Source organism: Micromonospora sp. AMSO31t (genome assembly GCF_008868175.1).
Classification (GTDB): domain Bacteria; phylum Actinomycetota; class Actinomycetes; order Mycobacteriales; family Micromonosporaceae; genus Micromonospora.
This window is the reverse complement of sequence record NZ_WBKT01000056.1, coordinates 1-25,070: the sequence shown is the minus strand read 5'-3', so window position 1 is coordinate 25,070 and position 25,070 is coordinate 1. Positions and strand designations below refer to the sequence as shown.

Genomic DNA, 25,070 nt, shown 5'->3' with positions numbered 1-25,070 from the left:
CGCGACGGCATGATCCCGACGAGGTCCGCTCCGGACACGAGCAGCGAGGACGATCTCGTCCGCGTGGCGATCCGCGCGATCGCGCCCGAGGAGGAGCACCTGCTGCCCCTCCTCGCCCCCGCCCACCGGCGCCGGCCGGGCCGGTGGCGGCGGGATCCCGGGGCGCTGGTCCGGGTGGGCGGCGGGGAGGCCGGCGGCGGCGGGTTCACCGAGGTCGTCGAACCGGTGCTGCCGTACGTGATGGTGCTGTGCGGCGTCGGCCTCGCGGCGCTGCGGGACGCCGTGCAGGCCGAGGCCACGGACGCCGCCCGGGGTGGCCTTCGCGCGCTCCGCCGGCGGTGGCCGTCCCGCCGCTCGCCCGAGTTGCCGTTGCGGCTGCGGCCGGGCCAGCTGCTGCGGATCGAGGAGGCGGTCACGGCGGCGGCCCGCGACCCTCGCTGGGAGCTCACCGAGGACCAGGTCGCCGTCCTGCGCGACGCGGTACGCGAGGCGTTCGTGGCCCGGTTCGGCACGGATGCCACCGGTGGCTGAGTCCCGGCCGGGGAGCCCGCACCCGCCACTCCCCTCGGCCACCCTGGGCCGGTTCGTCGCCGTGGTGACGGCGGTGGTCGGGACCAGCATGTTCGGCTGGCAGGTCGTCCTCATCGATCCGGCGGTCACCCGGGAGCGCGCCGTCTGCCTCGCCGGGTTGGCCGGCCTGCCGCCGCCGATCGACGTCCGGGCCGGCACGGTCGACGCCGGGTCGGCGGCCGCCGTGCAGCGGTGCCTCGGCACCCTCGGCGCGGACGTGCTGCGGCAGATGCTCATCGGCCTGGCGGTGCTCGTGGCGGTGACCGCGCTGGTCTACCTGGCCGCTCCGTGGGCCGAGCGACGGCTGCGCGGCCTGCGCCGGCTGGACCGGGTGCCGGGCACCGAGGCGCTGCGGGCCGACCTGGCGGCGCTGGTGCGGGAGGCCGGCCTGCGGCGGGCGCCCACCTTCGTGGTGTCCCGCTCGGCCCGGGTCAGCGGGAACACCTTCGGCACGGTCGCCACCCGGTACGTCCGGCTCGACCTGGGCCTGGTGCACGCGCACCGGACGGCCCCGGCGCGGTTCCGGGCCGTCGTGCTGCACGAGCTGGCGCACCTGCGCAACGCGGACGTGGACCTGACCCGGCTGACCGTCGCGCTGGCGTGGGCGTTCCCGCTGGGCGTGGTCGCCCCGGCCGCCGTCACCTTCCTGGGCGCGCTCCGGGCGCCGGACCTGGCCCGGAACGTGTGGCGGCTGGCGCTGTTCGCCGTGGTGGTGCAGGTGTCCGCCTGGTCGGTGCTGCGCGCCCGCGAGTTCGCCGCGGACGCCCGGCTGGGCGGCGACGACGCGGCGACCGCGCGGGCGCTGCTCGACGTCGGGCTGCGGCCCACCGGGTGGCGGGACCGGCTGGCCGCCCTGTTCCGGTTCCACCCGCTGGCCCGGGCCCGCGCCGACGAGCTGGACCGGCCCCGGCGGCTGGTGTCCGCCCGGCCGGTCGAGGCGCTCGGCGCCGGGCTGGCGGCCGGCATCGCCGCGCCGCCGCTGGTGGACCTGCTGTCCCACCTGCCGCGCCCGCTGGCCGGGCTCGACCCGGTCACCGGCGGCTCGCAGGCGGCGGGGCTGCTGCTCGGGGCCCCGCTCGCGCTGGTGCTGACCGGGGCGCTCTGGCGGTCGGCGTGGTGGGCCCGGCGGCACGGTGGCCGGCCCGTCCGGGGTGCGGTGTTCGGGGTCGCGCTGGTGGTCGGGCTGCTGGTCGGCCGGCGGCTGGCCTGGTCGGCCGGGTACGCCGACGACCGGCCGGTCTGGTGGGTGGAGCTGCTGCTGTCGCTGTGCGCCGTGGCCGGCGGCGCCCTGCTGGGTCGATGGGTGGCGCTGGGCGCCGACGCCTGGCTGCGCCGGCTCCCCCGGCACGCCGAGGGCCGCGCGGTGCGGCGCGTCTGGGCCGCCGCCGCGCTGGCGACGACCGTGCTGACCGCCGGCTTCCTCGGCGCGCTGCTGGTGCTGGACGCCTGGTTCGCCGACGGCGACCTGAGCATGCTGCGGCTGCTTGCCGCCCGGGAGGGGCACCCGGACCGGGTCACCGTCGTGACGCTGGCCGACACGCTCGCCCTGCACGTGCGGGTCCTCGCCGACCAGGCGCCCTACCTGCTGGCCGCCCCGCTCGCCGCTGCCCTCTTTCCGCTCGTCGCGACCGGTGCCACCGCACGGCGCGCGCTCCGGGTCGGCGCGGCCACCGGGATCGTGGCCGCCGTCGCGCTGCCGGTGGTGGTGGCCGGCGCGGCGGTGGCCGCCCGCGATCCGGGTCTCGGGCCGGCGGCGCTGCGCGGCCTGGTCGAGGGGCACACCCTGCTGCCCGTGACGCTGGTCGAGGCCACCGCCGCGGTGGCGGTCGTGGCCGGCCCGCGCCTGTCGATCTGGCACGGCACGCTCGCGGCGCTCACCGCCGGGGTGCTGCTGGCGCCGGCGGTGCTGGCCGCCGGCGTGCTGCTCTCCTGCGATTCGGGCGCGGGGTGCGCGGGGCCCGGCCGGGCCGCGGTGGCCCGGGCGCTGGGTCACGCCCTGCTCGTCGCCCCGGTGTTCGCCACGCTCGCCGCGGCGCTCGGCGCCGCCGCGACGGCCGCGCTGGCCGGGCTGGGCTCCGGGCGCTGGCCGGCCTCGGCGACGGCCGCGGCCGTGCTGCTCGGCCTGGCCGCCGCCGTCGTCACGGCGGACGGGCCGGGTAGCCCCACGGTGCCGGTGGACCGGGACAGCTGCCTGGTCGGGGTGTGGCGGCTCGCCGCGGGCCGCTACCACGCGCAGGTCGCCACGAACTCGGTCCTGGGACGGCTGGCCGGGCTGAGCACGGCCACGAGCGTCGACCTCACCAGCGGGGCGACCACCGGGTTCGCCACCGCGTACCGGGCCGACGGCACGGCGACGGATCTCTACGACCTCTCGGTGGCCGAGGGGACGTTGAACGGGCACACGGTCCAGCGGGTGCACCGGGGCACCCAGACCTACCGGTGGACGGCCCGGGCCGGGCGGTACACCCAGCGGAACGTGGTGACCACCGGTGACCTCGCGCTGCTGCGGGTGGACGGGCGGGAGGCCGACGTGACCACGGTGGTGGACGACTCGGCCAGCGCGTACCGGTGCGGGCCGGGTGAGCTGGTGATCCGGTTCGACGGCGACGACGGGTCGTGGGGCGAGGAGACCTTCGTCCGCAGCCCGGCGTGACGGGACCACCGGAGCCGGTGGTCCCGTCCGCCCGCTACGCGGGCACCACGTCGAGCCGCGGGCCGGCGGGTTGCCCGGCGCCGGCCAGGGCCAGCAGCGTCTGCCCGGTGGCGTCGTCGACCACGGCGACCCGAACCGCGTCGGGCCCGCCGTCGACCAGCGGGACGGCGAAGACCGCCGTGGCGGGCCGGCCCTGGTAGTGCGCGGCGTGGCCGACGAAGCGCCACTCGCCGTCGTCCCAGTGCTCGCGGACGTCGGAGCGGAGCAACGGCGCGACCCGCCGGTAGGGGTCGCTGAGCTGGACCTGCTGCACGGTGGCGAGCAGCGGCAGCCCGGTGCCGCCGCGCAGCGGATTGGTCAGCCGGGCGCGCAGCCGGCGCAGTGGCAGCAGCCAGGCGGCGTCCAGTTCGGGGGACAGCGCCACCACGGCCGCCGCCTCGGCCAGCAACGCGGCCCCGCCGGCCAGGGGACGGTCGGTCAGCGCGGCCGGCCAGTCGCCGGGGGCCAGGGTGGCCAGACCGGCCGCCGCCACGAGCAGCGCGGCTCGCCCGAGGCTGCGACCGGAGATCGGGGTCGGGCGGCTGCTCAGGCAGCCGCACGACGAGGTGGGTGCGGTCCGGCGGGCGTACGCCAGGTAGCCGAGGAAGCCGACGGCCACGGCGGTCGCGGCGGCGGTCTCCAGCCGCAGGGCGGGCGGCAGCAGGAGCAGCGCGCCGAGGATCAGCTCGACGGCACCGAGCAGCCGGTACGCGGGCAGCGTGCGGTGTTCCCCGACCAGCCGGACGAGCGCGGACCGCCGGGCGACCGTGGCGGCGTGCCGGTTGAGGAGCTTCACGCGGGCGGACCAGATCAGCACCGCGCCGACGACCAGCGGTTGCAGCGCCGCGATCATCTCGATCATGGGTTCTCCCCTCGGGTGGGCCGACGGGTGACGCCCGGGCGGTCCGGATGTGCGGCCCGCCCTGCGACGGCTCCAGGTCGCGGCGCGCCGCGACCTGGAGCCGTCGGGCGTACCGGTCAGGCGGCGGCGTAGACGGTGGCGATGTCGATCTCGTTGGTGTCCGGGTGCCAGGCGCCGAGCACCTGGACGTGCCGGCCCACCCGGAGCAGGGACAGGTCGCTGATGGCCGGGGTGCCGTTGTAGACGGCGGCGGACCGGCCGGGCACGACGTGGGCGACGATGCGCTGGCCCTTGTGGTCGAGGTGGAGCAGGTTGCGACCCACCGCGGCGATGTGCGCGTGCAGGTTGACGATGTTCACCCAGACCGAGTCGGCGGCGAGCGTGCCGTCGGGCAGGCGGACGCCGCGGGCGTAGAGCCCGTCGCCGATGGCCACCTGGTCGAACGTGGTCGGGTGGAGTTTCCAGATGCTGGTGCCGTCGGTGATCCGGATGGAGTGCAGCACGGTGTCGGATCCGGTGACCAGCAGCAGGTGGCCGGAGATCTTGCTGATCCGGCCCTCGACGAAGTTCGGGTCGGGTGCGCCGGGTTCGACGGTCGCCGGCCCGGCGGCGAAGGCCGCGTCGGGGGCCAGCGAGCCGAGTCCGGTGGCGCCCACCACGCCGCCGAGCGCGGCGGTGGCGAGGAGGCGGCGGCGGTCCAGGGTGTGCGGCATGACGGAACCCTCCCGTTCAGACGGTGTCGACCGAGCAGGGCCGCAGCCCCACGGAGAGACTGCCGATCGCGCTGAACGCCGCCGGCGTCAGGTCGATGATGCGGTTGCTGCCGCAGGCCGAGCCGCAGCAGGTGCGCTCGCCGCAGAACAGGTCCGTCTGCGGGCCGCAGTCGGCGATGGTGGTGCCGACCCGGGCGCCGTTGCAGAGGTTTGTGGTGTAGTGGCGGAAGCCGCAGGTCCGCCGGCTCATGCTGAGCCCGCAGGTGTCCGGGTGGGTGATGGCCCAGCACGCGTCCGAGGTGTTCGGCCAGGCGTGCTGGTAGTTGCCCGACCTGCAGGTGCCACAGGCGCCGCCCCCGGCGGTGCCGCACGGTCCCCAGGCGGTGCCGCAGCAGAACCAGGACACCTCGCCTCGTATGGCCGCCATGGATACCTCCTTCCCGATCGTTGACCGACAACGATGGATGTCGATATAGATGGCGATTGTTATGACAGAAACCATCTACGTCAACAGGCGGGGCGAAGATTTCCTACAGGCGGAAACCGCTCAGCGGGTCACTTCCCGGTGGGCACCACGTACGGGAAGGAGGCGGCGCGGGCGTCCGTGGTGACGTCGGGGGTGAGGCCGGACGTCATGCCGGTGTTGAGCACCAGGGAGAACATGACCTCGGGCACGTTGTCGGCCATGGTCCGCCCGTTGCGGGCGGCGAACCCGTAGTTCGCCGGGGTGCCGACCTGGTAGGACAGCACATCCGGGTAGAGCTCGCGGGCGACGCTCCAGCCGTACGCGCCCGGGTCCGGCGCGGTGCCGTTGGCCGCCACCACCCGGGCGACCGTCGACGCGATCTCCGCACCGTCGGCCCGCAGGTCCTCGCAGGGGTGGCGGGTGTTGGCGGGGTTCGAGAAGTCGGTGTCGGTGGGCCAGAAGACCGGCCACATCATCGGGTGGCCGGCACGGTTGATCTGGCGCCAGCCGCCGGCGTCGGTGGCGAGCTTCGTGGCCGCCCAGACGCCGATGCGGGTGTCGACGGACAGCATCGGCTCGTCCCGGGACACCTCCAGCACGATCGAGTCGACGGTGGTGCCGGCGAAGGTGTTCTTCGCGTTCTCCGGGCGCCAGGCGGAGCGGTCCAGCCGGGCGCCGTTCTTGAAGGCGTCGTTGACCGTGGCGAGCTGGTCCAGGTCGATGTAGAAGGGGTCGGTGATCCGCCCGGCCCAGACCCGCACGGTGCCACCGGTCACCTCCTCCCCGGTGCGGCCCTGGGCGACGACCGTGCCGGTGGCGCCGTCGTCGTACGCCTCGGCGCCGGTGAGGGCGTGCACCGTGAGCTCCTGCCGGCCCTGGCCGTCGAGCTCGCCGAAGGCCACCCGGTAGGTCAGCTCCTCCATCTCGCTGCCGTCGACGTGCACCTTGAACTCGTACCGCGCCTCGTGGTGGAAGCCGGGCTTGATGTCGGCCCGGGTCACCGAGCTGTTGACGTCCATCACCAGGACGGTTCCGCGCTCGCCGTCGAAGACGTAGAGGTCGTCGAGGTAGAGCTGGCCACTCTGGGCGGCGAGCGGGGTGTCGAGGTGGTGCGACATGGCTGTCTCCCGGGTCGGCTGGCACGGCTGACGCGAGCCTAGCCGGGCATAACGCCGCAAAAGTTCCGATCGACGACCTTCCGCCGGGACCCGGGTGGGTTACCGTCGGCGGGTGATCCCGGTGGAGGCCGCGGCGGCCGCGTACGCCCAGTGGCTCACCCCTGCCCTGCCGCTCTACGGCAACGACCACGAGCGGGCCGACTTCGCTCCCTGAGGCGTCCCGGCACCGGACGCCCCCTCTTCCCTCTCACGTCGCACCGGGAGCGATGCCCCATGTCCGTCGACAGTTCCGGGATCCGGGCGGTGCTGCGCGCACCCCAGGTCCTCCGGGTCCTCCTCAGCAGCCAGGTCGGCCGGCTGCCCACCGCCAGCGGGCCGCTGGCCCTGCTCCTCTTCGCCCGCCAGTCGCTGAGCCTGGCCGCCGCCGGCCTGCTGGTGGCCGCGTACACCGCCGGGATGGCCGTGGGCACGCCCCTGCTCGCCCGGGCGGTGGACCGCTGGCGGCAGCCGCCGGTGCTGTGGGCCGCCGCGGTCCTCTCCGGCCTCGGGTTCGGCGCGGTGGCGCTGACCGGCGGGCACCTCACCGGCGCCGTGGTCGGCGCGGCGGTGGCCGGGCTCGGCACGCCGCCGCTGGAGGCGTGCCTGCGTACCCTCTGGCCCGCAATGCTGCCGCCCGCCACGGTGCCCACGGCGTACACACTGGACATCGCCGTGCAGGAGGTGATCTTCGTGGTCGGCCCGCTGGTCACCCTCCTCGCGGTGACCCTGGCCGGGCCGCCCGCCGGGCTGGTCGCCGCCGGGGTGTTGCAGCTGGTCGGCACCGCCGCGTACGCGCTCAGCCCCGCCGTCCGCGCCTGGCGCGGCGTGCCGGCCGTGCGGCACTGGGCCGGCCCGCTGCGCGTACCCCGGTTCACCGTGCTGATGACCGGCGTGGTCGGCGTCGGCGCGGCGGTCGGGAGCATCGCGGTGGCGGTGACCGGCTACGCCGAGGCGGCCGGCGACCGGCGGCTCAGCGGCTGGCTGCTCGCGGCGCAGGCGGCCGGCGCCCTGGCCGGCGGCCTGCTCTACACCCGGGCCCGGCCGGGCGGCCCCGGGCGGCTGCCGCTGCTCGCCGCCGCGCTCACGGTCGGCTTCCTGCCGTTGCTGCTCGCCCCCGGCCCGGTCCCGATGGCCGGCCTGCTCGTGGTCAGCGGGCTCGCGCTGCCGCCGCTGCTGACCGCCATCTTCCTCACCGCCGAGCGGCTCGCCGAGCCGGGCACGGTGGCCGAGGCGTTCGCCTGGGTGAGCACGGCGTTCGTGGTGGGCAGCGCCGCCGGCTCCGCGCTCGCCGGCCCGCTGGTGTCGACCGACCTCCGGTACGGCCTGGCGGTGGCCCCGGCCGCCGCGCTGCTCGGCACGGTGGTGCTCTGGGCCGTCTCGCGCGGGGAAGGGCGGCGGCCGCAGAAGGGCCCCGAGCCCGGGGCGGAGGTCTATGCTCGATCCTCATGACACCCGCGCGTCCGGGGTCCGGCAACCCGGCGCCGGCCGACCGGGTGACCGCCGTCGAGGTCTTCTTCGACCTCGTCTTCGTCTTCACGTTGATCCAGCTCACCCGGGTGCTGGAGGAGGACCTGTCCCCGGACGGGCTGGGCCGGGTGCTGCTGCTCTTCGGCATCCTGTGGTGGATGTTCGACGGCTACGTGTGGCTGGCCAACCACGTGCCGCCCCGGGTGCCCGCGCAGAAGCTGCTGCTCTTCGTGGGGATGGTCGGCTTCCTGTTCGCCGCGGTCGCGGTGCCGGACGCCTTCGACGGCACCGGGCTCCTCTTCGGCATCGGGTACCTCGTGGTGATCACCGTCCACCTGTCGCTGTTCACCCGGGCCGGCATCGGGTCGGCACTCAGCCGGCTCGCCGTGTACAACCTGGGGTCGGCCCTGCTGGTGCTGGTAGGCGGCTTCGTCGACGGCGCGGCCCGCTACGCGTGCTGGCTCGCGGCGCTCGCGGTCCAGTCGGTCGTCCCGTACCTGGTGCCCCGGATCTCCTGGGTGCGCGTGCTGCCCCTGTTCCGGCTCCAGCCGGAGCACTTCGTCGAGCGGCACGGGCTCCTGGTGATCATCGCGTTGGGCGAGTCCGTGGTGGCGATCGGGATGGGCGTGGACACCGCGCACGTCGGCGTCGGGACGGTGGCCGTCATCGCCCTGGCGCTGGCGCTGCCGGCCGCGCTGTGGTGGACGTACTTCACCGATACTCGCGGGGCGGAGGAGCGGCTGGCCGCGACCGGCACGGAGCGGACCCGGCTGGCCCTCCGGGTGGGCTTCGCGCACATCCCGCTGCTGCTGGGCATCGTGGTGGCGGCGGCCGGCATCCACGCCGCGGCGGCCCACCCGGGGGAGCCGGCCGGCTGGCGCCCGGCGCTCGCGCTGGCCGGCGGCGTGGCCGTCTACCTGGCCGGGATCGTGGGCCTGCGCCGCACGCTGCACTCCGCCCCGGTGCTGAGCCGGCTGGTCGCCGGCGTGGCCGTGCTCGCCACCGTCCCGGCCGGCACCCGGCTGAACGCCCGGGCGCAGCTCGTCGCGGTGGTGCTGGTGCTGGCCGTCATGCTGCTGCTCGACCGGCGGCGGTCGAACCGGCCTCACAGCCAGCCGCGGCGCTTGAACAGCAGGTAGAGGGCACCGCAGACGGCGGCCATCAGAGCGATGGCGAACAGGTAGCCGTAGCGCCAGCCGAGTTCCGGCATGTGCACGAAGTTCATCCCGTAGACCGTGCCGATCAGGGTGGGTGCGAACAGGATCGCCGCCCAGGCCGACACCCGCTTGATCTCCTCGTTCTGCTCGAAGCTGGCGGCGGTCAGGCTGCGCATCTCCTCGTTCTGCGCCTGCGAGACGAGGGTCGCGTTGACGGTGAGGATGTTCTGCAGCAGGTGCCGGAAGCCGTCCACCCGCTCGACGACCTGGGTGAGGTGGTCCGCCACGTCGCGCAGCCGGCGGCGCAGCTCCTCGTCGGTGCCGTACCGGTCGAAACCGCCGGTGAGCGCGTCGACGACCTTCAGCAGCGGGCGGGCCGCCCGCTGGAACTGGATGACCTCCCGGCTCAGCTCGTAGATGCGGCGGCTGGCGTTCGGGTCGCCGCCGAACACCTCGGTCTCGATCTCGTCGATGTCGTTCTCCAGCCCGGCGACCACCGGGGCGTAGCCGTCGACCACCCGGTCGAGCACCGCGTACAGGACGGCCTCCGGGCCGAGCGCGAGCACGGCCGGCTCCGCCTCCATCCGCCGCCGGACGCCGGCCAGGTCGGGGGCGCCGCCGTGCCGGACGGTGATCACGAAACCGGGCCCCAGGAACAGGTGCACCTCGGCGAAATCGACCTCCTCGCGCGCGTCGAGGTAGCGGGCGGCGCGCAGCACCACGAACAGGGTGTCGCCGTACCGCTCCAGCTTCGGCCGCTGGTGGGCGTTGATGGCGTCCTCGACGGCCAGCTCCGGGAGCTGGAACTCGGCGGCCAGCGAGACGATCTGTTCCGTACTCGGCCGGCACAACCCGATCCAGGCCATGGCGCGGTCGAGTTCCTGGAGGCAGGAGTACGTGTCGGCGAGACTGACCGGCGAGGCGCGGCGCACCCCGTCGACGTAGACCCCGCTGTCGACCAGCCCGGCGGGCCGCTCCGGCTCGGCGGCGCCCCCGTCGGCGGCGTGCTCGTCCAGGCGGCGGCCGAACCCCTCCGACGGCGCCGGGAACCCCTTGTCCGCCACGCCCTCCCCCGCTCCTCGGCCGGCTCGCCGAGTCCCCCGCGACGACCGGGGCAAACCCGGCCGGCCTACGGGCGGTAGCGGTAGCCCATGCCCGGTTCGGTGATCAGGTGCCGGGGCCGGGCCGGGTCGTCCTCCAGCTTGCGCCGCAGCTGGGCCATGTACTGGCGCAGGTAGTTGGTCTCGTTGTGGTATTCCGGGCCCCACACCTCGTGCAGGAGCTGGCGCTGGCTGACCAGCTTGCCCGGGTGCCGCAGCAGCTTCTCCAGCATCGCCCACTGGGTCGGGGTGAGCTTGACCTCGACGCCGTCGTCGCGGGTCACCACCCGGTCGGCCAGGTCGACGGTGTGCCGGCCGATCCGCTGCGTGGCGACGGACCCCGCGCCGCCCGCATCGGCCGGGGAGCCGGCGAGCCTCCGAGTCACCGCCCGGATCCGGGCGAGCAGTTCGTCCACCCCGAACGGCTTGGTGACGTAGTCGTCGGCGCCCGCGTCGAGCGCGGCGACCTTGTCCTCGCTGCCGGCCCGCCCGGAAAGCACGATGATCGGCACCCCGGTCCAGCCGCGCAGACCCCGGATGACCTCCGTGCCGTCCAGGTCGGGCAGGCCGAGGTCCAGCACCACCAGGTCCGGGGGGTGGCCCGCGGCGGCCTTCAACGCGGCCGTCCCGGTGTCGGCCACCTCCACGTCGTAGCCGCGGGCCCGCAGGTTGATCCGCAGGGCGCGAAGGATCTGCGGCTCGTCGTCGACGACCAGGATGCGGGTCATTCCTGCGGCCCCTCCGGGTCGATTCCGCCGGTGCCGGCCGGCAGCCGCAGCACCATGGTGAGACCGCCGCCGGGCGTGGTCTCCGGGGTGATGCTGCCATCCATCGCCTCCGCGAGCCCCCGGGACAGGGCCAGCCCCAGCCCGACGCCGGTCTGGTTGTCCCGGTCGCCGAGGCGCTGGAACGGCAGGAAGACGTGCTCCCACTGGTCCTCCGGGATGCCCGGCCCGGTGTCGATCACCCGCAGCTCGACCTGGCCGGCGTGCGCGCTGGCGGTGATCGTCGGTGGACGTCCGGGCGGGCTGTGGCGCAGCGCGTTGGCCACGATGTTGACCAGCACCCGCTCCAGCAGGCCGGGGTCGGCGAGGGCCGCGGGGAGGTCGGGCGGGATGTCCGTGGTCACCTCGGCCGCCGCCGGGCCCAGCTCGTCCAGGGCCCGGGGTACGGCGTCCTCCAGCCCGATGGCGGTGGCGGTGACGCCCAGCGCGCCCGCCTGGAGCCGGCTCATGTCGAGCAGGTTCGCCACCAGCCGGCCCAGCCGGTCCAGCCGGTCCAGCGACTCGTCGGCGGTGGCCAGCAACTCCTCGCGGTCGTCGGCGTCGAACTCGACGTCGTGGCTGCGCAGGCTGCTCACGGCCGCCTTCGCCGACGCGAGCGGCGTACGCAGGTCGTGGCTGACCGCGGCGAGCAGCGCGGTGCGCATCCGGTCGGCGGCGGCGAGCGGGCGGGCGGTGGCGGCCTCCTCGGCGAGCCGCTCCTGGCGCAGCGCGACGGCGGCCTGGGCGGCGAACGCCTCGACCACCCGGCGGTCCGCGGCCTCCAGCCGCCGGCCGGCGAGCACCACGCTGAGCCGGTCGTCGACCGGCACCACGGTCTCCCCGGCGCTCGGGCTGCCCGGCGGGGCGTCGCCGACGCAGGCCACCACCCGCCAGGCCGCCGCCTCCCGGTCCCGGGCGGGCCGCCCCTCGGCCTCCGCCACCAGTTCCAGCACGCTCACGGCGCGGAGCGCGAAGGTCTCCCGCAGCCGGTCCAGCAGCGCGGGCAGCGGCCGTTCGCCGCGCAGCACCCCACCGGCCACGGTGGCCAGGGTCTGCGCGTCGGCCGAGGCCCGGGCGGCCTCCCGGGTGCGCCGGGCGGCCACGTCGACCACCCAGCTCACCGCGATCGCCACCCCGACGAACACACCGAGGGCGAGGAGGTTGTCCGCCTCGGCGATGGTCAGCGTGTGGAACGGCGGGGTGAAGAACCAGTTCAGCAACAGCGAGCCGCCGAGCGCGGCGACCAGGGCCGGCCACCTCCCGCCGACCAGCGCCACCCCGACCACGCCGGCGAGAAAGAGCAGGATGTCGTTGGTCAGGGTGAGGTCGGGCAGGGCCGCGAGCAGCAGGGTCAGCAGCGGCATGCCGAGGACCGCGAGCGCGAAGCCGAGCAGCCGGCGGCGGCGGGACAGCGCCGCGGGCACGGCCGCGCCCCGGCGCCCCCGCCCCGCCTGGGCGTGGGTCACGAGGTGCACGTCGATGGCGCCGGAGAGCGCGGTGGTGGTGACGCCGACCCCGCGCGAGAGCAGCTGGGCGAACCGTCCCCGCCGGCTGGCCCCGAGCACCAGCTGGGTGGCGTTGACGCCGCGTGCGAAGTCGAGCAGCGCCGCCGGGATGTCGGCGCCGAGCACCTGGTGGTACGTGCCGCCGAGGCTCTCCACGAGGACCCGCTGCCGGGCCAGCTGGGCCGGATCGGCGCCGGCCAGCCCGTCGCTGCGGGCCACGTGCACGGCCAGCAGGTCGGCGCCCTTGCTCCGGGCGGCGATCCGCGCCGCCCGGCGGACCAGCGTCGCGCCCTCCGGGCCGCCGGTCAGCGCGACGACCACCCGTTCCCGCGCCTCCCAGGTGGCGGAGATGCCCTGCTGGGCGCGGTAGGCGTCGAGCTGCTCGTCGACCTTGTCGGCCAGCCAGAGCAGCGCCAGCTCGCGCAGCGCCGTGAGGTTGCCGACCCGGAAGTAGTTGCCGAGCGCCGCGTCGATCTTGTCGGGCCGGTAGATGTTGCCGTGCGCCATCCGGCGGCGCAGCGCCTCCGGCGTCATGTCGACCAGCTCGACCTGCTCGGCGGCGCGGACCACCTGGTCCGGCAGCGGGTCCATCCTCCCTGACTGGCGGGAAGGGGCCCCGGTTCATCCCGGGACCCCTTCGACGCGAACGGTCAGCGCGCCGGGAACATCTCGTCCAGCGCGACGTTGACTTCCAGGACGTTCACGGCGGGCTCGCCCATGAAGCCGAGTGACCGGCCGGTGGTGTGCTCGGCGACCAGCTTCCGCACCGCCGCCGGGTCCGCGCCGCGCTCGCGCGCCACCCGGGCCACCTGGATCTCCGCGTACGCCGGGGAGATGTGCGGGTCGAGGCCGCTGCCGCTGGCGGTGACCGCGTCGGCCGGCACGGCCGGCACCGCCGGCGCGTCACCCCGGACCGGGGTGACGATGCCGCCCTCGGCCACATAGTCGTGGTTCGGCTGTGCCGGCTCGACCGGAACGCCCTGCCAACTGGTCACGAAGGGCGTCGCCGGCGCGACCTGGTTGACGCTGACCACCCGGATCGTCCGGCCGGTCAGCCCGTCGGCGCGGAACACGGCCAGTACGGCGCCCACGCCGTCCGGCGTGCAGTAGGGCCGCCGCCCGTCCACGCCGTCCAGCTCGCCGACGGCCCTGCTGCGCGCGCAGACCTGGGTGAGCAGGCTCTGCGCCGAGGTTTCCTCGTCACCGGTGATGGTGTCGACCACGCTCTCCGGGCCGAGGTTGCTGGCCGCCGTGGCGGTCGGGTCGTAGCCGTCGCCGGCGGCCGAGGGGCGGGACTGGAAGTAGCGCGGGACGGGGTTGCCGTCCGCGTCGGTGAAGGACTGCCCGATCAGCGAGCTGCCGACGGTCTTCCCGTCGACGGTGACGACCGAGCCGTCCGCCTTGCCGTCGAGGCCGGGGACCCGGCCCACGGCGACCAGGGCGAGCGGGTAGGCGAGCCCGAGCAGCACGGTGAAGACGAGCACCGCGCGCAGGGCGGCCAGGTGCTGGGAGAGCCAACTGGGAAGGCGCATCACGAGATCCCCGGAATGAGCTGGATGAGCAGGTCGATGAGCTTGATGCCGATGAACGGCACGATGATGCCGCCGAGGCCGTAGAGCCACAGGTTGCGGCTGAGCAGCTTCGACGCGCTGGCCGGCCGGTAGCGCACGCCGCGCAGGGCCAGCGGGATGAGCGCGACGATGACGACCGCGTTGAAGATGACCGCGGAGAGGATCGCCGACTCCGGGCTGACCAGCCGCATGATGTTCAGCGTGTCCAGGCTCGGGTAGATCCCGGCGAACATCGCCGGGATGATCGCGAAGTACTTGGCGATGTCGTTGGCGATCGAGAAGGTCGTCAGCGCGCCTCGGGTGATCAGCAACTGCTTGCCGATCTCGACGATCTCGATGAGCTTCGTCGGGTCGGAGTCGAGGTCGACCATGTTGCCGGCCTCCTTGGCCGCCGACGTGCCGGTGTTCATGGCCACGCCGACGTCGGCCTGGGCGAGGGCCGGCGCGTCGTTGGTGCCGTCGCCGGTCATCGCGACCAGCCGGCCGCCCTCCTGCTCCTTCCGGATCAGGGCGAGCTTGTCCTCGGGGGTGGCCTCGGCGAGGAAGTCGTCCACACCGGCCTCGTCCGCGATGGCCTTCGCGGTACGCGGGTTGTCGCCCGTGATCATCACGGTGCGGATGCCCATCCGCCGCATCTCGTCGAAGCGCGCCCGCATGCCGGCCTTGACCACGTCCTTGAGGTGGATGACGCCGAGTGCGCGCGCCGGCTCGCCGTCCACGTGATCGGCGACCACCAGCGGGGTGCCACCGGTGCCGCTGATCGCGTCGACCAGTTCGCCCACCTGCTCGGTCGGGTGGCCGCCGTTCTCGCGTACCCACTTCAGCACGGCGGCGGCGGCGCCCTTGCGGATCCGGCGGACGCCGCCGTCGACGCTGTCCGCGCCGAGGTCGACGCCGCTCATCCGGGTCTGCGCGGTGAACGGCACGAAGGTGGCGTGCGGGATGAGTCCCGGCTCGCGCTCGCGCAGCCCGAACTCGTTCTTGGCGAGCACCACGACGGAGCGACCCTCGGGGGTCTCGTCGGCGAGGCTGGACAGTTGCGCGGCGTCGGCGACCTCGGCGGCGGTGACCCCCTCGACCGGAAGGAACTCGGCGGCCTGCCGGTTGCCCAGCGTGATCGTGCCTGTCTTGTCCAGCAGCAGGGTGTTCACATCGCCGGCCGCCTCGACCGCCCGGCCGCTCATGGCCAGGACGTTGCGCTGCACCAGGCGGTCCATGCCGGCGATGCCGATGGCCGACAGCAACGCCCCGATGGTCGTGGGGATCAGGCAGACCAGCAGCGACACGAGCACCACGCCGCTGACGCCGGCGTCGGTGATCGCGCCGGTGTCGGCGGCGGCCGCCTGGTAGCCCTTGGCGAAGATCGCCAGCGGCTGGAGGGTCACCACGGCCAGCAGGAAGATGATCGTGAGCGCGGCGAGCAGGATGTTCAGCGCGATCTCGTTCGGGGTCTTCTGCCGGTTGGCGCCCTCGACCAGGGCGATCATCCGGTCGATGAAGCTCTCGCCCGGCTTCTGGGTGATCCGCACGATGATCCGGTCGGAGAGCACCCGGGTGCCGCCGGTGACGGCGCTGCGGTCGCCTCCGGACTCCCGGATGACGGGCGCGGACTCACCGGTGATCGCCGACTCGTCGACGCTCGCGATGCCCTCGACCACGTCCCCGTCGCCGGGGATGATGGTGCCGGCCTCGACCAGGACGATGTCGCCCTGCCGGAGCTGCGGGGCGGGGACCGCCTCGTCGCGGTAGGCGTTCGCCGCCGCTCCGGGCGTCCAGCCGACGAGACGGGTGGCAACGGTGTCCTGCTTCGCCTGCCGCAGGGCGGCGGCCTGGGCCTTGCCCCGGCCCTCGGCGACCGCCTCGGCCAGGTTCGCGAAGACCACGGTGAGCCACAGCCAGATGGTGATCGCCCACGCGAAGACCGACGGGTCGGCCACCGCCAGGACGGTGGTGAAGACGGCCCCGATCTCGACGATGAGCATCACCGGGTTGCGCCAGAGCGTGCGGGGGTCGAGCTTGCGCAGCGCGTCCGGCAGGGACCGGATCAGCTGCTTCGGGTCCAGCAGACCCCCGCCGACCCGGTTGCCGTGGATGGCGGGCGTGCCGGCCACCGGCTCCTCGCCGGTGCCGGATGTCACGGGCGTGACGGACATGTCCTCGTTCCTCATGGTGGTCACAGCCCCTCAGCGAGGGGGCCGAGCGCGAGCGCGGGAAGGAAGGTGAGCGCCACGAGGACCACCGTGACGCCGACGACCATCCCGACGAAGAGCGGTCGGTGGGTCGGCAGGGTGCCCTCGGACGCGGGGGTGGGCTGCTGCCGGGCCAGCGAGCCGGCCAGGGCGAGCACGAAGATGATCGGCAGGAACCGGCCGAGCAGCATGCACAGCCCCAGGGCGGTGTTCCACCACGGGGTGTTGACGGTGATGCCGGCGAATGCCGAGCCGTTGTTGTTGCTCGCGGAGGTGAACGCGTAGAGCACCTCGGAGAGCCCGTGCGGGCCTACGTTGAGCGCCGTCGAGTTGTTGCCGGTGGCGAACGCCGCGGCCGTGCCGATGAGCACCAGGGCCGGCGTGACCAGGAAGTAGAGCGAGGCGAACTTGATCTCGCGCGATCCGATCTTCTTACCCAGGTACTCCGGCGTGCGGCCGACCATCAGGCCGGCGACGAACACCGTGATCACCGCGAGGATCAGCAGCCCGTACAGGCCGGCGCCGACCCCGCCCGGGGCGACCTCGCCGAGCATCATGTTGCCCAGCGTCATCATCCCGCCCAGCGCCGTGTACGAGTCGTGGAACGAGTTGACGGCGCCGGTCGAGGTGAGCGTGGTGGCCGCGGCGAAGGTGGCCGAGTTCGACACGTCGAACCGGACGTCCTTGCCCTCCAGCGCCGCGCCGACCGCCTGCGGCACGGTCCCGTTGCCGGCCAGCTCGAAGACGTTGGTCAGCGTGATGCTGGCCAGGGCGAGGATCGCCATGACCGCGGCGATCGCGTAGCCCTGCCGGTTCTGGCCGACCATCCGACCGAAGACCCGGGGCAGACTGAACGGGATGAGCAGGATCAGGAAGATCTGCAGCCAGTTCGTCCAGGCCGTCGGGTTCTCGAACGGGTGGGCGCTGTTGACGTTGTAGAAGCCGCCACCGTTGGTGCCCAGCTCCTTGATCACCTCCTGGCTGGCCACCGGGCCACCCGTGAGGTGCTGGGTCCCGCCGGTCAGCGTGGTCACGTCGGTGCCGCCGGACAGGTTCTGCACCGCTCCGCCGACCATCAGGGCGAGTGCGCCCAGCACCGCGACGGGCAGCAGGATCCGCAGCGTGACCCGGGTCAGGTCCACCCAGAAGTTGCCCAGCTCGCCGGTGCGGCTGCGGGCGAAGCCCCGGACGAGGGCGACCGCCACGGCGATGCCGACCGCGGCCGAGACGAAGTTCTGCACCGCCAGGCCGGCCATCTGCACCAGGTGGCCCATGGTCGACTCACCCGAATACCACTGCCAGTTCGTGTTGGTCACGAACGAGACCGCGGTGTTCCAGGCGCCGTGCGGCACCACCGGGTCGAACCCCAGCGAGAGCCAGAGGTGGTTCTGCAGGCGCTGGAGCGCGTACAGGAACAGGAGCGACAGGGCCGAGAAGGCCAGCACGCTGCGGGCGTACACGCCCCAGGTCTGCTCGGCGGCCGGGTTGACCCCGACCAGGCGGTAGATCCCCCGCTCGACGCGGGAGGACCGGGTGCCGGTGACCACCCGGTACATGTGGTCGCCGAACGGCCGGTAGCCGGCGACCAGGGCCACCACCAGCGACAGGACGAAGAGCACCCCGGCTGTTGTCATGCTCATCAGAAGCGCTCCGGGAACAGCAGGGCGACGACCAGGAACACGCCCAGGCCGATCGCCAGCACCAGGCCGACGGCGTTGACGGCGCTCACAGCTTCTCCACGCCCCTCACCACGAGGGCGAGAGCCGCGAACAGCCCCACCGTCACCAGCACGAACACCACGTCAGACACGGCTGACTCCTCTTACCGGACGTTGTCGGGCGACCGCCTTCCGGTCGCGCCGAGCCATCACAACGCCGGATCGGGCGCGCGGACAGGGGCTATAACGCGACCGTGACGGCCGCGGCCGGTTTCTTGACGCGGCTTTCACGCGGGCCGGGCCGGGGGTGACCCCGGTCACCCGGCCCGCGGCTCAGCGGTCCGTGTCGACGGCGGCGACCATGGCCTCGGCCACGTCGCGCACCTTGCGGTTGGAGTCCTGGGAGAGCTTCGCCAGCACGGCGAACGCCTCGTCCGGCGAGCACCGCCGCTGGCCCATGATGATGCCCTTGGCCTGCTCGATCACCGCGCGGCTCCGCATCGCGTCCCGCATCTGCCGGGCCAGCGTCGCGGTGCTGTCGTACAGGTGGGCGTTGGCCAGGGCCACGGCGGCGTACGCCGCGAAGTCCTCCGCCACGGCGATCGCCTCGGCGTCGAAGGCGTGCGCGGCGACGCCGTACAGGTTGAGCGCGCCGGTGACCGCCTCCTGGATCGGCAGTCCGATCGACAGCGAACTGCCGACGCCCGCCGCCCTGGCCCGGGCCACCCAGCCCGCCCAGCGCTGCTCGCCGGCCATGTCGGGCACCAGCAGGCTCTCCGCGCTGGCCGAGGCGTCCAGGCACGGGCCCTGGTCGTACCGGTACTGCCATTCGTCGAGTTCGCGCGCCAGCTCGGCGGTGGCCGCGGCGGTGCGCGCGGTGCCGGCGTGGGTCAGGGTGACGGACACGTACGCGCACCCGGGGATGGACTGGTTGGCCAACTCGGCGACCCGGTGCAGGACCTTGTCGAGTTCGACCTCGGCGAGCCGGATCCGTCCCAGCTCGGCGAGAGCGTCGGCGGGCCGCACCCGCGACGGATCCATGATCAGGTCCTTGTCGACCGGCGCGTCCCACCGGCAGGTCAGGATGACGCTGACCGGAGGCCCGGCGGGCCGGCCGGCTCGCTCAACGGCGGCGCCGTCGCTGCACGGCTGACCGCCGGCTCCAACCTATCCCGCCGTTCCCCCGGTGGAAATGCCACGGGTGCGATGCGCACCGGGTGCGCGTAGTCTTGCTGACGGGTCAAGACATGCGCCCTCCCCCGACTCACGGCGATCTGCGTCGTGAGCGTTCCCGATCGTCATCATCGGAGGGGCCATGTCGGAGCACCTCCCACCGCTCGATCACCACCGCGGTTCCAGCCGGGGCGGATCGGCGCGCCCGGACGACGCCATCCTGTGGCTCGCCTGCGACGCGCCCGGCGCCACCACACGGATCCGCGTCGCCGGCGAGATCGACATGAGCAACGCCCATCTGCTCGTCGAACTCGTGGCGTCCCTCGCCCGCCGGCCGCCGGTCACCGTGGAGGTGGACCTCTCGGAGGTCACCTTCTTCTGCGCGCACGGCATCAGCGCGCTGCTGCGGGCCCGGCGGCTGCTGGCCGACCGGGGTGGGCGGCTGACCCTCCGCGATCCGTCGTCGATCGTCCGTCGCATCCTCGGCATCACCGACGCGCTGTCCGAGCTGGAGGTCGTTCCGGCGTTGTCCTGGGCCGGCGGCAGCGTGCCCGCAGCGCGGCACGCCGTCGGCAGTGGCGGCTCGGTGACCGGCACCTCGCACCAGACCACCTTGTCGGGCGGCCTGGGGTAGGAACCCCATTTTCGACGCGGCGCGCCGCCGATGCCCGCTCGGGCCCGCCAGCGCCGGTGCTCGGCGGAGGAGGCGTTCGCAATCCTGGCGCGGGTGTCGCAGAACTCCAACCGGAAGCTACGGGAGGTCGCCGAGTCGCTGGTCGAGCGCGCGGTGAACGGGCCGCGGGACTGACCGGCCCGCCAGGGTCAGCGCCGCACCTCGCGCCAGCCGGCGCCGCTGCCGCGCCACGCCCCGGCCAGGATGCTCGCCGAGCCCCGGCTCGGGCACTCCTGGATCTTCGACCGGCCGGCGGCGCCGCCGATCTGGGCCTGCACCTCCCAGCGCTGACCGTCCGTGCGGATGTAGACGTCACGACGCCCACGAGGGGCAGTGACCCCGTTCCACCAGTGCTCCTCGACCATCACGTGGTGACGGTATCGCAGCAGCCCACCAGCCCGCACCTGCCGGTAGGGGCTGATTCCCGGCTCAACCCCCACGGCCGTTTCCGCCCTGGTCGGCGGGGTACGCGCCGAATATGCCCGAGGGCCACCTCATCCACCGGTACGCGCGGGAGCAGCACGACGCGCTCGCCGGGCGTGACGTCACGCTCTCCAGCCCGCAGGGCCGCTTCGACCCGGCCCCGTACGCGGGCCGGCCGCTGCGTGCCGTCGAGGCGGACGGCAAGCACCTGCTCTACCACTTCCCCGACGCGCCCGCCCTGCACGTCCACCTCGGCATGCGCGGGCTGTTCCTGCGCTACGACGACCCGGCCGTGCCGCCCCGCCCCGGCACCCGGCTGCGGCTGGCCGGCCCGGCGGTGGCGTACGACCTGATCGCGCCCATCCGCTGCGAGCCGCTGCCGGCGGACGCGGAGCGCGCCCTGCGGGACTCGCTCGGGCCGGACCCGCTGCGGGCCGACGCCGAGCCGGCCGAGGCGGTCCGCCGGCTCACCGCGACCGGCGCGGCCGTGGGCGCGGCACTGCTCGACCAGGCCGTCTGGGCCGGCATCGGCAACGCGTGGCGGGCCGAACTGCTCTTCCTGGCCGGGCTGGATCCGGACGCCCGGTCGGTCGGCGCCCCGGCGGCGGAGCGGCTGTGGCGCCTCGCCGTCGCCCACCTTGCGCTCGGCCGGGACCTGGGCCAGGTGGTCAGTGACCCGGCCGCGCCGGACGAGCGGTGGGTCTACAAGCGGGAGCACTGCCGCCGCTGCGGCAGCCGGGTACGGACCTGGCAGGTGGGCGGCCGGACCGCGTACGCCTGCCCGGTGGACCAGCCGGCCGGCTAATTCGGTTGGCGGCCGGCGTGCCGGTGGCTAGCCTCGCGCCAACGTCACTCCGACTGCCTGAAGAGGGTGTTCTGGTGCCCGTGCCGAGCGCTTCCCGTCTCGTTCCGACCCCCGCACCCTTCCCTTGGAGTGACCGCTTTGGATCTGCCACGTAGCTTCACCATCCGCGAGGGCGACCTCCGGATCCTCAACCCGTTCGACGACGCCAAGCTCGCCACCCTGGGCCGGGCGATCAAGCTCCGGCCCGGCGCGTCGGTCCTCGACCTGTGCAGCGGCAAGGGCGAGCTGCTCTGCACCTGGGCCCGGGACCACGGCGTCACCGGCACCGGGGTGGACATCAGCACCGTCTTCACCGACGCCGCGCGGGCGCGCGCCGCCGAGCTGGGCGTCGCCGACCGGGTCCGGTTCGTGCACGGCGACGCCGCGACCCACCTGCCGGAGCAGCGGGTCGACCTGGCCGCCTGCGTCGGCGCGACCTGGATCGGCGGGGGTGTGCCCGGCACCCTGGAGATCCTGGAGCGGGCCCTGCGCCCCGGCGGGATGGTCCTGGTGGGCGAGCCGTACTGGCGGCGCGACCCGCCCGACGAGGAGACCGTGGCCGGTTGCCACGCCCGCTCCCGGGACGAGTTCCGCGACCTGCCCGGGCTGGTCGGGCTCTTCGGTGAGTGCGGCTGGGACCTGGTCGAGATGGTCCTCGCCGACCAGGACAGCTGGGACCGTTACGCCGCTGCGCACTGGCTCAACCTGCGCCGCTGGCTGGACGCGAACCCCGACGACGAGCTGGCCGGGGAGCTGCGCCGGGAGCTGACCGAGGAGCCGGTGCGGCACGTCCGCTACCAGCGCGAGTACCTGGGCTGGGGCGTCTTCGCCCTGCTCCGCCGCTGAGCGGCCGGCCCGGCTCCCGGTGTCGATCCGGGAGCCGGGCCGGGCCGGCTTAGCGGGCGGCTACGCAGGGTAAAGCCCTGTTCATGGGACAGCTGCGCACGTCACCGCCACCGCCGCGGGCCACCGAGCTGGAGCAGTGGGTGCTCGACACGGCCGAGGAGCTGCGCGGGCTGCGGGCCTCGCTGCGCGAGGCGTTGACCCGGCACGGCCTGGTCCAGGGCGAGGACCTCGACGAGGTGCCCCACCTCGTGGTGCTGGTCGCCACCGAGCTGGCGACCAACGCGCTGCGGCACGGCCGGCCGCCGACGATCGTCACCCTGCTCGCGGCCGACGACTGCTTCCTGCTCAACGTGGCGGACCACGAGCTCGACACCGTCCCGGGCCTGGGCGACATCCACCCGCTCGACTCGGGCGGGCGGGGTCTGATGCTGGCCGAGTCGGTCTCGCTGGCGGTCGGGTGGTACGCCACCGACGACACCAAGAACATCTGGGCCTCGTTCCCTCGCTGACTGCGTCAAGAATTGCTTAACAAATTGTTCTTCGCTTAATGTGAGCTGTTTTACACCGTCCGCAGTGGACGGGCCGTATGGTCCTTTTCGAACCGCCCGGGAGACGACCCTCCCGCCGGTTGTCCCGAGAAACCGCGGGAGATCCCCGCGACTATTCGCAAAGGACCTGAACAGATGCGCAAGCTCACCCGCGGCCTCATGCTGGCCGGCATCGCCGGGGCCGTCCTGGCCCCGTCCGCCGCCCACGCCGCGACCCCGGAGCCGACCACCACACTGCTCGGCACGTACGCCTTCGGCCGCGCCTCGGTGATCGGCGAAGCCGGCCGGACCGCCGGCGCCTGGGAGGCGTTCTCGGTGCGCTCGGGCTTCGCCGGCGACGACCTGATCGTCACCTACCGGCCCCGCACCGAGGCCCACCCGGCGGAGAAGCAGGTCTACACCGCCGCCTTCAACGAGGTGTCCGACGCCCAGGCCGAGTGCCGGCAGGTCGGCGCCGAAGGTGTCGCGCGCCGGGTCTGGGTGTCGTTCCGCTGCCGGACCGGCTTCGCGCCCAGCTACACCCTGTTCGTGCGCTGACGCTCCGGCGTCAATTTCCTTCGCATTCCGCCGGTCCCGGCACAGTGCGCCGGGAAATCGTTCCGAAAGCGGCCGGCGCACCCGCCGGTGACGCTTTTCCGCACCGCCACCACACATCCGGTGGCGCAATCAGGAGTAGCCGATGAACCGCCTCGTCTCCCGTTCCCTCTGCGCCCTGGCGGGCGCCGGCCTCGCCGTTGTCGCGGCGGCGCCTCCCGCCGCGGCTGCCGACAGCACCTTCGACCTGGCCGCCGGCGGCGCCAGCGCCTACGGCACGTACCAGCTCATGATGAGCATCCCCGAGCAGCCCGTCCCGCCGGTCGCGGTCGACGGGACCCTCGCGGTCAACCAGCGCCACCGCTGCGCCGTGGTCCAGATCGCCACCAACGGTCCGGCGGACGGCCTCGAATGGCGCACGCTGAACAGCCTGTGCGGGCGGAGCAAGACCAACGTCCAGGCGCGCGCCAGTTACCTGTGGGGTGGCTTCCTGCCGAGCCTGCGGCTCTGCACCGGCCGCACGGTTGCGCAGGCCGAGCGGGGCGACCGCTGCGACGTCCACGTTCCGCCGTCGCAGAGCTGAGTCACCGCCGGAGGGCCGTTCCGCACGACGGCAGGTGCGGAACGGCCGCCGGAGGCCCTCAGTCGCGCGCCGACGGGCAGTCGAGCCGGGTGCGCAGCTCGCGCAACTGCTCGGCGATCTGGCGGCCCGTGGGAGTCTGCGGTGGCGTGGCCCGGTAGGTGTCGTCGAGCGTCACCACCAGGGCGCACAGGTCCTGCACGGAGTGCCGGGCGACGGAATTGGCGTACACCATGGACGAGATGGTCGCCACCAGGGCGAACACGAACGACGTGATCATGAGGCGCGTGGTGCGGGAGCCCAGGTGCGATTGCGAACAGGTCATGTCACTCACCCGGCCCGGTCAGCGGCGGAGATGGCGATGGTGGCGGCCGTGAGTCCGGCGACGGATACGGCGATGGCGAACTGGTCGTATCGCTGACGCCATTGCGCCGCAGCGACAGGAGCCCAACCCCCGCAGGAATCCCCAGGATGGTCACGTACGTCCCCAGGAGAATGGCGTTGGCCTGACCGGGCGGCACGATTGTCGTCTGATGGACGATCCCGCCGAGACCCACGAAGATGCAGCCGCCATCGAGGAAGATCCTCATGGCTCGCTCTGTTTTCATCGTCCACAGCCCTGACCCTTCCCACCGTCCCCAGTTGACGCACTGCGTCGGGCGCATCCCAACCGTAGGCACGCGTGGGAGCAAAACCCCAGCTCAGAGGCACTATCTGCAATTTGCGGCCCGGGCGTACGACCCGCCATCCGGCAGTCGTCGCGGACCGGTCAGTCCTCCGCCGGAATCGGGTCGTCGTACTGGCCGGAGGGGCCGCTGTGCACTGCGCCGCCGACGCGGGGCCAGGCGTTCGGCAGGCACCCGTGCAGACCGAGCGTCTGCTGTTCCATCACCGGCGCCGGGCCGCCCGCCCGGGGGCACAGTTCGTGGCCCCGGCCGAGCCGGTGCCCCACCTCGTGGTTGAGCAGGTACTGCCGGTAGAGGCCGAGGTCGGGGAACTGCGGCACGCCGTGCACCCAGCGAGCCACGTTGATCACCACCTGGTCGCCGTTGCGGCAGGAGGTGTAGTGGTCGGTGGTGTCGGCGCAGAGTCGGCCCCGGGTCACCGGCGTGGTGAGCAGCACCGTGAAGTCGGCCGGATCGTCGCGCCCCACCCGTTGCAGCCGCCACCGGCCGCCACCGGTCCAGCCACGCGGATCGGCAAGCGTCACCGCCACCTCCCGGGCGAACCGCTCCACGTCGACGTTGCCGATGCCGCCCTCCACGGCGACCCGGTAGCGGAGCAGTTCACCACCGCGGCCCGCCACCGCGCCGACGCCCGTGGCGGTGCGGAAGGCGCCCGTACCCCGGTCCGGATAGCTGATACCCGGCGGCACCCGGCCCGCGGCCGGCACCGGCGGCGCGGCGGGTGTGGTCACCGCCGGGCGGGCGGGCCCGGCGGCCGGCGCGCCGGGCCGCACGCCGGCCGCGACCAGCAGGTCCGGGTGACGCCGGGCCGCGTACCCGGCGAGGCCGGCCGCGACCAGCAGCACCACCAGGGTCAGGGTGCCCGCGCGGGACGCCCGCCGCCGGTGCAGACC

The 25,070-nt window shown here is 74.1% G+C and carries 26 protein-coding genes and 1 pseudogene; 11 read left to right on the top strand and 16 right to left on the bottom strand.

Annotated elements, in window-relative coordinates; genetic code table 11:
- The first annotated feature begins 9 nt into the window (after positions 1-9).
- Positions 10-531, top strand: a complete 522-nt coding sequence (locus tag F8274_RS15060) for a hypothetical protein (RefSeq protein WP_151463014.1) — start codon at positions 10-12, stop codon at positions 529-531.
- On the top strand, positions 524-3,223 hold the full coding sequence (locus F8274_RS15055) for a M48 family metalloprotease (protein ID WP_192579839.1): 2,700 nt from the start codon (positions 524-526) through the stop codon (positions 3,221-3,223). Before F8274_RS15060 ends, F8274_RS15055 begins: the two co-directional genes overlap by 8 nt.
- A 34-nt stretch (positions 3,224-3,257) precedes the next feature.
- Here the strand turns inward: F8274_RS15055 and F8274_RS15050 are convergent, their stop codons facing one another.
- From F8274_RS15050 to F8274_RS15035, 4 genes are all read right to left on the bottom strand, one after another.
- Positions 3,258-4,124: a MauE/DoxX family redox-associated membrane protein gene (locus F8274_RS15050; protein WP_151463012.1), complete on the bottom strand. Its 867-nt coding sequence runs from the start codon at positions 4,122-4,124 to the stop codon at positions 3,258-3,260.
- 116 nt (positions 4,125-4,240) lie between these two features.
- A complete protein-coding gene (locus F8274_RS15045) occupies positions 4,241-4,837 on the bottom strand; it encodes a cell wall protein (protein ID WP_151463011.1) in 597 nt (198 codons plus the stop codon).
- A 16-nt stretch (positions 4,838-4,853) separates the two neighbouring features.
- Positions 4,854-5,264, bottom strand: coding sequence for a hypothetical protein (locus tag F8274_RS15040; protein WP_151463010.1), 411 nt, complete (start codon positions 5,262-5,264; stop codon positions 4,854-4,856).
- Between the two features lie 128 nt (positions 5,265-5,392).
- Positions 5,393-6,421 carry a DUF4331 family protein gene (locus F8274_RS15035; protein WP_151463009.1) on the bottom strand — a complete coding sequence of 343 codons (1,029 nt, stop codon included), beginning with the start codon at positions 6,419-6,421 and terminating at the stop codon, positions 5,393-5,395.
- A 273-nt stretch (positions 6,422-6,694) separates the two neighbouring features.
- Here F8274_RS15035 and F8274_RS15030 point away from each other — a divergent pair, with 273 nt between their 5' ends.
- Positions 6,695-7,909: an MFS transporter gene (locus F8274_RS15030; protein WP_151463008.1), complete on the top strand. Its 1,215-nt coding sequence runs from the start codon at positions 6,695-6,697 to the stop codon at positions 7,907-7,909.
- On the top strand, positions 7,906-9,066 hold the full coding sequence (locus F8274_RS15025) for a low temperature requirement protein A (RefSeq protein ID WP_151463007.1): 1,161 nt from the start codon (positions 7,906-7,908) through the stop codon (positions 9,064-9,066). Before F8274_RS15030 ends, F8274_RS15025 begins: the two co-directional genes overlap by 4 nt.
- On the opposite strand, the gene F8274_RS15020 is transcribed toward F8274_RS15025, so the two are convergent.
- The 8 genes from F8274_RS15020 to F8274_RS14985 all read right to left on the bottom strand — a co-directional run bounded on the left by F8274_RS15020 (position 9,033) and on the right by F8274_RS14985 (position 18,911).
- Positions 9,033-10,148, bottom strand: a complete 1,116-nt coding sequence (locus F8274_RS15020; RefSeq protein ID WP_151463006.1) for a magnesium and cobalt transport protein CorA — start codon at positions 10,146-10,148, stop codon at positions 9,033-9,035. The genes F8274_RS15025 and F8274_RS15020 overlap by 34 nt on opposite strands.
- Positions 10,149-10,213: 65 nt before the next feature.
- On the bottom strand, positions 10,214-10,912 hold the full coding sequence (locus F8274_RS15015) for a response regulator (RefSeq protein WP_151463005.1): 699 nt from the start codon (positions 10,910-10,912) through the stop codon (positions 10,214-10,216).
- On the bottom strand, positions 10,909-13,044 hold the full coding sequence (locus tag F8274_RS15010; protein ID WP_225853803.1) for a DUF4118 domain-containing protein: 2,136 nt from the start codon (positions 13,042-13,044) through the stop codon (positions 10,909-10,911). The genes F8274_RS15015 and F8274_RS15010 overlap by 4 nt, the downstream gene beginning before the upstream one ends.
- A gap of 59 nt (positions 13,045-13,103) precedes the next feature.
- The gene (locus F8274_RS15005) at positions 13,104-13,985 is read right to left on the bottom strand and encodes a potassium-transporting ATPase subunit C (RefSeq protein WP_151463004.1); all 882 of its coding nucleotides are present in this window, start codon (positions 13,983-13,985) and stop codon (positions 13,104-13,106) included.
- Positions 13,985-16,177 carry a potassium-transporting ATPase subunit KdpB gene (gene kdpB / locus F8274_RS15000; protein WP_225853802.1) on the bottom strand — a complete coding sequence of 731 codons (2,193 nt, stop codon included), beginning with the start codon at positions 16,175-16,177 and terminating at the stop codon, positions 13,985-13,987. The genes F8274_RS15005 and kdpB overlap by 1 nt, the downstream gene beginning before the upstream one ends.
- Before the next feature lie 20 nt (positions 16,178-16,197).
- Positions 16,198-17,853, bottom strand: a complete 1,656-nt coding sequence (gene kdpA, locus F8274_RS14995; RefSeq protein WP_151463003.1) for a potassium-transporting ATPase subunit KdpA — start codon at positions 17,851-17,853, stop codon at positions 16,198-16,200.
- Positions 17,853-17,942 (bottom strand): K(+)-transporting ATPase subunit F, encoded by a 90-nt coding sequence (gene kdpF / locus F8274_RS14990; protein ID WP_036343797.1) that lies wholly within the window; start codon positions 17,940-17,942, stop codon positions 17,853-17,855. Before kdpF ends, kdpA begins: the two co-directional genes overlap by 1 nt.
- 261 nt (positions 17,943-18,203) lie before the next feature.
- Positions 18,204-18,911 (bottom strand): GAF and ANTAR domain-containing protein, encoded by a 708-nt coding sequence (locus F8274_RS14985; RefSeq protein WP_151463002.1) that lies wholly within the window; start codon positions 18,909-18,911, stop codon positions 18,204-18,206.
- A gap of 274 nt (positions 18,912-19,185) precedes the next feature.
- Between F8274_RS14985 and F8274_RS14980 the strand changes: the two genes are divergently transcribed.
- Both F8274_RS14980 and F8274_RS14975 read left to right on the top strand, forming a co-directional pair.
- Positions 19,186-19,677, top strand: coding sequence for an STAS domain-containing protein (locus F8274_RS14980; protein ID WP_151463001.1), 492 nt, complete (start codon positions 19,186-19,188; stop codon positions 19,675-19,677).
- A 48-nt stretch (positions 19,678-19,725) separates the two neighbouring features.
- Positions 19,726-19,851, top strand: a pseudogene (locus F8274_RS14975) (ANTAR domain-containing protein); the annotation flags it as partial.
- Positions 19,852-19,865: 14 nt separating this feature from the next.
- On the opposite strand, the gene F8274_RS14970 reads toward F8274_RS14975, so the two are convergent.
- On the bottom strand, positions 19,866-20,081 hold the full coding sequence (locus F8274_RS14970) for a hypothetical protein (protein ID WP_225853804.1): 216 nt from the start codon (positions 20,079-20,081) through the stop codon (positions 19,866-19,868).
- 113 nt (positions 20,082-20,194) lie between these two features.
- Here F8274_RS14970 and F8274_RS14965 point away from each other — a divergent pair, with 113 nt between their 5' ends.
- From F8274_RS14965 to F8274_RS14945, 5 genes are all read left to right on the top strand, one after another.
- On the top strand, positions 20,195-20,944 hold the full coding sequence (locus F8274_RS14965; RefSeq protein ID WP_151462999.1) for a DNA-formamidopyrimidine glycosylase family protein: 750 nt from the start codon (positions 20,195-20,197) through the stop codon (positions 20,942-20,944).
- A gap of 129 nt (positions 20,945-21,073) precedes the next feature.
- Complete coding sequence (locus F8274_RS14960; RefSeq protein WP_225853801.1) at positions 21,074-21,829, top strand: methyltransferase domain-containing protein; 756 nt, start codon at positions 21,074-21,076, stop codon at positions 21,827-21,829.
- A gap of 83 nt (positions 21,830-21,912) precedes the next feature.
- Positions 21,913-22,338 (top strand): ATP-binding protein, encoded by a 426-nt coding sequence (locus F8274_RS14955; protein ID WP_151462997.1) that lies wholly within the window; start codon positions 21,913-21,915, stop codon positions 22,336-22,338.
- Between the two features lie 174 nt (positions 22,339-22,512).
- Complete coding sequence (locus tag F8274_RS14950) at positions 22,513-22,914, top strand: hypothetical protein (protein ID WP_151462996.1); 402 nt, start codon at positions 22,513-22,515, stop codon at positions 22,912-22,914.
- A gap of 142 nt (positions 22,915-23,056) precedes the next feature.
- Positions 23,057-23,494: a hypothetical protein gene (locus F8274_RS14945; RefSeq protein ID WP_151462995.1), complete on the top strand. Its 438-nt coding sequence runs from the start codon at positions 23,057-23,059 to the stop codon at positions 23,492-23,494.
- A 58-nt stretch (positions 23,495-23,552) separates the two neighbouring features.
- Here the strand turns inward: F8274_RS14945 and F8274_RS14940 are convergent, their stop codons facing one another.
- The 3 genes from F8274_RS14940 to F8274_RS14930 form a co-directional block, all read right to left on the bottom strand.
- Entirely contained in the window at positions 23,553-23,816 is a 264-nt protein-coding gene (locus tag F8274_RS14940) for a hypothetical protein (protein ID WP_151462994.1), read from the bottom strand.
- Between the two features lies 1 nt (position 23,817).
- The gene (locus tag F8274_RS14935) at positions 23,818-24,081 is read right to left on the bottom strand and encodes a hypothetical protein (protein ID WP_151462993.1); all 264 of its coding nucleotides are present in this window, start codon (positions 24,079-24,081) and stop codon (positions 23,818-23,820) included.
- A gap of 179 nt (positions 24,082-24,260) precedes the next feature.
- Positions 24,261-25,070, bottom strand: an 810-nt coding sequence (locus tag F8274_RS14930) for a DUF3152 domain-containing protein (protein ID WP_370518234.1), incomplete at its 5' end; no start/stop codon positions are given.